This is a genomic window from Microcoleus sp. PH2017_08_TRC_O_A, from assembly GCF_020738665.1.
GTDB lineage: Bacteria > Cyanobacteriota > Cyanobacteriia > Cyanobacteriales > Microcoleaceae > Microcoleus.
Map to the genome: position 1 here is coordinate 1 of NZ_JAEQCE010000156.1, position 6,642 is coordinate 6,642.

7 protein-coding genes are annotated in these 6,642 nt (G+C 46.9%); all 7 read right to left on the minus strand.

Annotated elements, in window-relative coordinates; all coding sequences use genetic code 11:
• Positions 1–278: 278 nt before the first annotated feature.
• Positions 279–479 carry a hypothetical protein gene (locus tag JGK22_RS32065; protein ID WP_293182164.1) on the minus strand — a complete coding sequence of 67 codons (201 nt, stop codon included), beginning with the start codon at positions 477–479 and terminating at the stop codon, positions 279–281.
• Positions 476–820 (minus strand): hypothetical protein, encoded by a 345-nt coding sequence (locus tag JGK22_RS32070; RefSeq protein WP_293182162.1) that lies wholly within the window; start codon positions 818–820, stop codon positions 476–478. Before JGK22_RS32070 ends, JGK22_RS32065 begins: the two co-directional genes overlap by 4 nt.
• Before the next feature lie 142 nt (positions 821–962).
• Positions 963–2,345 carry an FGGY-family carbohydrate kinase gene (locus tag JGK22_RS32075; protein ID WP_293208936.1) on the minus strand — a complete coding sequence of 461 codons (1,383 nt, stop codon included), beginning with the start codon at positions 2,343–2,345 and terminating at the stop codon, positions 963–965.
• 286 nt (positions 2,346–2,631) lie between these two features.
• On the minus strand, positions 2,632–2,919 hold the full coding sequence (locus JGK22_RS32080) for a DUF433 domain-containing protein (protein WP_293182158.1): 288 nt from the start codon (positions 2,917–2,919) through the stop codon (positions 2,632–2,634).
• 149 nt (positions 2,920–3,068) lie between these two features.
• Positions 3,069–3,278, minus strand: a complete 210-nt coding sequence (locus JGK22_RS32085) for a type II toxin-antitoxin system HicB family antitoxin (RefSeq protein WP_293182156.1) — start codon at positions 3,276–3,278, stop codon at positions 3,069–3,071.
• A gap of 15 nt (positions 3,279–3,293) precedes the next feature.
• A complete protein-coding gene (locus JGK22_RS32090) occupies positions 3,294–3,563 on the minus strand; it encodes a hypothetical protein (RefSeq protein ID WP_293198974.1) in 270 nt (89 codons plus the stop codon).
• A gap of 729 nt (positions 3,564–4,292) precedes the next feature.
• Positions 4,293–6,128, minus strand: a complete 1,836-nt coding sequence (ilvB, locus tag JGK22_RS32095; RefSeq protein WP_293193861.1) for a biosynthetic-type acetolactate synthase large subunit — start codon at positions 6,126–6,128, stop codon at positions 4,293–4,295.
• Positions 6,129–6,642: the final 514 nt, after the last annotated feature.

Sequence of the window (6,642 nt, forward strand, 5' to 3'; positions counted from 1 at the left end):
TTACAATTTTAATTATTGTGGGATGGGCGTCCCGCCCGTCCAGAAAAGACGGGCGGGACGCCCATCCCACAAATATGTGTAAATTATTTAATTTCTATTACTAAACAACCAAAGTCCGAACAGAAGGGGACTCAAAAGAAATAATTCAAAGCTATCGCGTAGGAAACCTTCTGGCTTAACAGTCAAGATGCCTGTTCCACAATAAAATTTACTCTTTGTGGAACAGGCATCTTGCCTGTTCCTAAAATACTTATTAAAATGATCCAACATCTCATATCTTATTCGACTACCTGAGATTCCACACGCCTGTATTTACCAGCCAAACGTTCTCGACGCTGGCGGCGGTTGTCAGCTTCAAATATGGCAATTGCTTCATCTAACTTCAAATTGAAAGCGTCCAACTGTCGGCAGACTTCACGGATATTTTCAACGTGTCGCTTTCTGGTTTCAGCATCGGGGATTCTAGGTTGTTGATTCATCGTAAGTTCCAATCCATTTTGATTTCTTGAATGCTTGCTGCTGAGGCATCGACAATAGCCTCTCCGTCTTCTATCGTTCCATACAGAAAGTTTAACGTATCCGCAGTCGCAGCGGGTTGAGATTCTGTCACCTGCTGCAAAAGCCTGTACAAACGATTGTAAGAGGTTCTCAACCTTTCCTTAATATTATCCAGAGATTCTAGTTCCGGGAGTGTTGCTTCTGTCTCGCCAAACTGCTGCATGAATATATATTCTGTGGCGGTTGTTTCGTTGAGGATTTCCACTAGCCGTCGCTGCAATGTGAAAATTGTGTTCAGGATGTCATCAGGTAGCTTTGCCATTGTCCTTGATTTTTAGGGATAACTCAGACATGATAGAGGAGACGGCAGTGCCGTGTCCCTACAATGTTATTCTAAATAGGGACACGACACTGCCGTCTCCTAATTTCTGCTACTAATAATTCCAATGCAACCGGAAACGAGATCACTCCTCAAATCTAAAATCTAAAATCGATTGACTTCCCTGCTTCGCTAATAACGCACTTCCATAGGCAGCGGCAGTATGAATCGGCGTTTGAACAGGCACTTTCAAATAACGCTGACGAATCGCACTCCAAACCAGATTTTTGGCGCCGCCGCCAGCAGTATAAACTTTAGTCAAAGGAGTTGCACCGAATTCTTGCAATAATTGATATCCCCGCGCTTCAATCCGCGCGATGCTTTCTAACAAACCGTGCAGAAATTCTACTGAATCAGTCGGACGCGGTTCGATTCTCGGCGGCAAATTGGGGTCATTAATTGGAAAGCGATCGCCCTTTTTCAACAACGGGTAATAATCCAGTAAACTCTCTTGATCTGGATCGATTTGTGTGCTATAATTTCTTAACTCAGCATCAGTAAAAAAGTGTCGCAGCACCGCACCTCCCGTATTAGAAGCACCTCCAACTAACCACAAATCGCCTGCCAGGGCGGGCACGGGGGCACCGCCCCTACAAAGGGGGGGGAAACGATGGCTGTAAATTCCGTATCTCGAATCATCTACGCGGGTATGACTTAACAGTTTCACAGCTAAAGTTGAACCGAGAGAAGTTACTGCTTCCCCCGGTGAATTGACACCGCTTGCTAGAAATGCTGCAATGCTATCGGTTGTGCCAGCATAAACTGTACAATGGCGTGGAAATCCGAAGCGATCGCCCACTTCTGCCCTCAATTCCCCTACAGGCGTGCCCGGTGCGACAACTTGCGGCAATTTAGGCGTTACAGCGCCCGCAATTCCGTGGATCAGCCAATCGGGATAGCACAAAGTATCAACATCGAAACCGAGTTTTAAAGCATTGTGATAGTCGCTAATTCCTAATTTTCCATGCAGCAAAAACGCCAACCAATCGGCTTGATGCAGGAAATAAAGCTTCTCAATAACAGGCAAGATGCCTGTTCCACAAAGACTGAATTGTGTTGTGGGGTGGGCTTCTAGCCCGCCCTCCTGCCACCAGAGGAGTTTGGCGAGGCTGGATGTGGCGCTTAAGACTGTGTGGTTGGCTGGTGCGATCGCCCGTAACCTCTCTGTCACCGCTGCACCGCGCGCATCATTGTATAAAATCGGCTCACATACGGGTATACCTTGCGTATCGCACAGCATGACTGTGGAGGATGTGCCATCAAGGGCGATCGCGCTTACCTGATTGCGGATGGTTGCGGGGATTTGCTCAATTACAGCCGAGAGTGCATTTTGCCACACCGAGGGCAATTCCGGCTGTTGTGCGTTGGCAAAAGTGCATTCTGTCTCACAATGGATTGTACCCTGGGAGTCAATGATTGTCGATCGAGCGCCCGTAGTACCGAAATCTATTCCCAAATAAAGATTCATTTATAGCAGTTGACAGTTGACAGTTGACAGTTGACAGTTGACAGTTGTTGTAGGGTGTGTCGCCATTGAAAATCCCTCAACACAAATCGACAATCGAGCGAGCGACGCACCTGTGCATAGACGTAAAGTAGTTGTAGGGTGCGTCGCCCTTGAAAATCCCCCAACACAAATCGACAATCGAGCGAGCGACGCACCTGTGCCTAGACGTAAACTAAGCAAACCAAACAATTCTTTTGTAGCCAAACTTTTTCTAAATCATCTAAATATAAACGAATTTGGCTCAAGATTAACTCTCCCCTTTGCATCCATTAGCTAAGCGATCGTACTCAGCTTCTTCCGCCGCAATATCAACATTTATCTGCTCTTGATTTGCGTAGTAGTAAGCGAGTGATCCATGAACTTGGGCTAAATTTAAGTGAGAAATTTCAGCAATAATTTCTTCTGGACTCATCCCCATCTTGTACCAAACGGCGATTCGCTGAACGGTGATTCTAGTTCCTGCGATGCGGGGGCGATTTCCACAGGTTTCTGGTGTGGAAATTATCAGAGTGCCAATATCAGTTAAAGTTGGCATATATTTGAATCTGAGGTTAAAAATGTCAACTTAATTATAGCATAGGTTTATTATCATTTCAAGGCTTAGGTATGGGGGCGAGAAACCCGGTTTCTACGACTTTTGTGTTGAGTGACGATAAATATAGCAAGAAACCTGGTTTCACCAGATTATCGTGCTTCGACATATTCACATAGCGTAGTTGGTTCGGGAATGGGTAAACCTTCCTCTCGCAATCCTTCTAAGTGAAATTCGATCGCTTCTTTAATTTGCTGCTGTACTTCTGCAAGGGTTGCGCCTGTGGCTGCACATCCGGGTAAATCGGGCGCGTAAGCTGAATAGTTATTCGGTGTTTTTTCGATCAGAATGGCATAACGCATTATTCAGCCTCGACTTTAGAGTAGATTATCTTTGAGAAGTTGAGCTTTGACATCCTCTAGGCTAATGCCTTTTCCTTCTCGAAATTGCTGGCGAGACTTCCTAACTCTTTCTTTAAATAGGGGATGATTTTCTAAATCGTAATCAAAGGCATCATCTTCATCAGAAAAACCCCGCAATACACCGATCGCCTTTCCTTCTTTCAAGATGATAATGTCTTCTGCTTCGGCAAGTTTCAGGTATTTTGAGACATCTGTTTGTAAGTCGGTCAAAGTGACTGTTTTCATTATCTATTCCTCCGTTGGTTCAGTAGTTTTTCCTTCACGCAACAGCCATTGGGCCGCTTGTGTTCTAGGAACAATTACGATAATTTATACAATATTGTACCGAACGTCATAGAAAATACGAATTTCATCAACTCTCAGGCGATATTGCGGTTTATCCATCTCCCGCAAGCGTTTAATTCTGCTTTTGCTTTCTTGGCTGGGATTGTGTAGGAGATGGGTTTCAATTGCATCGATTACTTTACTACGATCGGTTTATCTGAGACGTTTTAGGTATTGCAAAGATTCGGTTGTAAACTCTATTTTATAGGGCATATCTAAGCTGTATGTATTTTAATTTGTATAGCCAGACGGGTTTTGGAATAGGCAATCAGGGTTTAGACACTGGCTCATAAAATATGCTTAGAGATTACAGATTAAAGCTCTCGATGCGATGCCAGCGGACATGGTGTTAAATGTCAAATAGCAGAGCCGGGTAAGGACACAGCATTGCCGATATGTGTCAACTTAACCCCAAAACCTTTGTATCTCTCGCTTTTATCCGAGGCCCGATCCCCCTAAATCCCCCTTAAGAAGGGGGACTTTGAGATCGCTCCGGTTCCCCCCTTCTTAAGGGGGAGTAGGGGGCAAGCTAAGGGGGGATCTGGCCTTAGGAATAAACAGCAATCTCTGACTACGTTTGACCTTAAGTTGAGACTAATAAGCAATGCCTAAGTCCCCACTCAAAACTCCTTAAACTTTTGTCCCGCACTCAGGACAAAACTTATTACTCGAAACATTCTTCGCGCCGCAACTCGGACAATAAATCAACTCCGCAGATTCCAATTTACTCCGTTCGGGTAAACCAACCATTTGAGCATTACTCTTACCTGGAACTACCATCGGATAGCAGTTTTCGTCCCTCGTCACCTTCACGTTCATCAGCACTGGGCCGTCGTGAGCAAGCATTTGCCCGATCGCACCCTCCAACTCATCCGGCCCTGAAACCAGCATCCCCTTCACGCCGTAAGCCTCAGCCAGCATCACAAAATCCGGCATCCCCACAGTCATGTTCGAGGACGAATAACGCTCCCCATAGAACGCTTGCTGCCACTGCCGCACCATTCCCTGCCAACCGTTATTTACAATCACAATCTTGACATTAATGCCGTATTGTGCTAAGGTTCCGAGCTCTTGAATATTCATTTGGATGCTAGCATCGCCAGCAATACAAATCACTTGCTCGTTGGGTAGCGCCATTTTCGCGCCCATCGCCGCCGGCAACCCAAAACCCATTGTTCCCAAACCAGCGCTCGAAATCCAGCGGCGCGGCCCGTTGTTTAAGAATTGAGCCGACCACATTTGATGTTGACCTACATCCGTTGTGTAGTAAGCATCCGGCGCTTGAGTCGCCAACTCCGAAATCACCTGCTGGGGAGACAAAATATCGGGGTAGTGAGGCACAACTAACGGATAATCCTGTTTCCAGCGATCGATCCTGTGCAGCCATTCCCCAGTTTGTCCGGCAGTTCCCGAAACACCAGTTTCCCGACAGCGGCGCAGCATATCCATCAAAACTTGCCGGACATCTCCGACAATCGGCACGTCTGGGCCGCGATTTTTGCCGACTTCCGCCGGATCGATATCGATGTGAATCACCTTCGCCCGCGCGGCAAACTCGTCTAGTTTTCCCGTTACTCGATCGTCAAACCGAGCTCCGACAGCAATCAACAAATCGCACTCGGTAACGGCAAAATTAGCATAAGCAGTGCCGTGCATCCCCAGCATTTTCACAGACAGAGGATGGTTTTCATCAAATGCACCTTTGCCCATCAGCGTTGTCGTGACAGGTAATTGGAACATCTCGGCGAGTTCCTTAATTTCCTCGTGGGCCCCGGCTGCGATCGCCCCGCCGCCCACATACAGCAAAGGACGCTTCGCTTCCTTCAGCAACTCAATCGCTTGATTAATCTGCCGAGGATTTCCCTTGACTGTCGGGCGATAGCCAGGAATTCTCACCGATCCGGGTGTCACGGGGAGATAGTCAAACTCTTCTAAACCAACATCCTTGGGAACATCAATCAACACCGGGCCCGGGCGTCCCGTACTCGCGATGTGGAAAGCTTCAGCGACAATTCGCGCCATATCTCTCGGATCGCGCACTACATAGGAATGCTTGACAATTGGCAAAGTAATGCCGTAAATATCAGTTTCCTGAAACGCATCAGTGCCGATCGCCGGACGGGGCACTTGACCGGTAATAATTACCATTGGGATAGAATCCATGTGCGCCGTCGCAATCCCCGTCACCAAATTAGTTGCACCCGGCCCGGAAGTCGCGAAACAAACCCCAACTTGTCCGGTAGCGCGGGCATACCCATCGGCTGCGTGGGCTGCTCCTTGTTCGTGCCGCACCAGAATGTGTTTGATCCCGCCACTTTCTTCAGCGCGGTAGAGTTCGTCGTAAAGCGGCAGAATTGCGCCGCCGGGATAACCAAAAATATGCTTGACACCGTGGCGGATCAAGCTGTCAATCAGAGCAAATCCACCAGTTGCACGTTTAACGGCGACTTTAGTTTTTAGTTGCACAGAATTTCTTTCCTCAAACTAATTATGTTTTTTAATGAAAGCTTTTATAACACTTTAATCTCAATAATCAAACTCTGAAAATTTAACTGCTAATATTTTACAAAAAGTTTCGCGAGCGATGTGCGATCGTCGGGAAATATTGCTAGTGCGAAGTGTGGCTTCAGCCCCTCAACGTAGTATCCGTTTAAAATCCCCTCGCCTTTAGGCAGAGGGATCAGTCAAACTTTTAACTAATACGAGTGGGAAGTCCGGCACTCTATCCGCTTACAGGATGAGTGACGGGATGAAAACGAGCAGCAAACAAATTGAGCGATAGCGAATCCATGATAGGATCGAAATAAGCGGGGATGATAAGAGTAGCCGTGGTGGGCGAACTTTCCGTTGTATAAAGGCTAGACACCACCTATCAGTTTCAGACTGGTAGCCCCAAAATCCCTTTCTTGCCGTAAAAGAGCTGATGGATGGGTGAAAAAATCAACAATTCTACTCCTTGGGACACAGGGAGTCTGCCGGA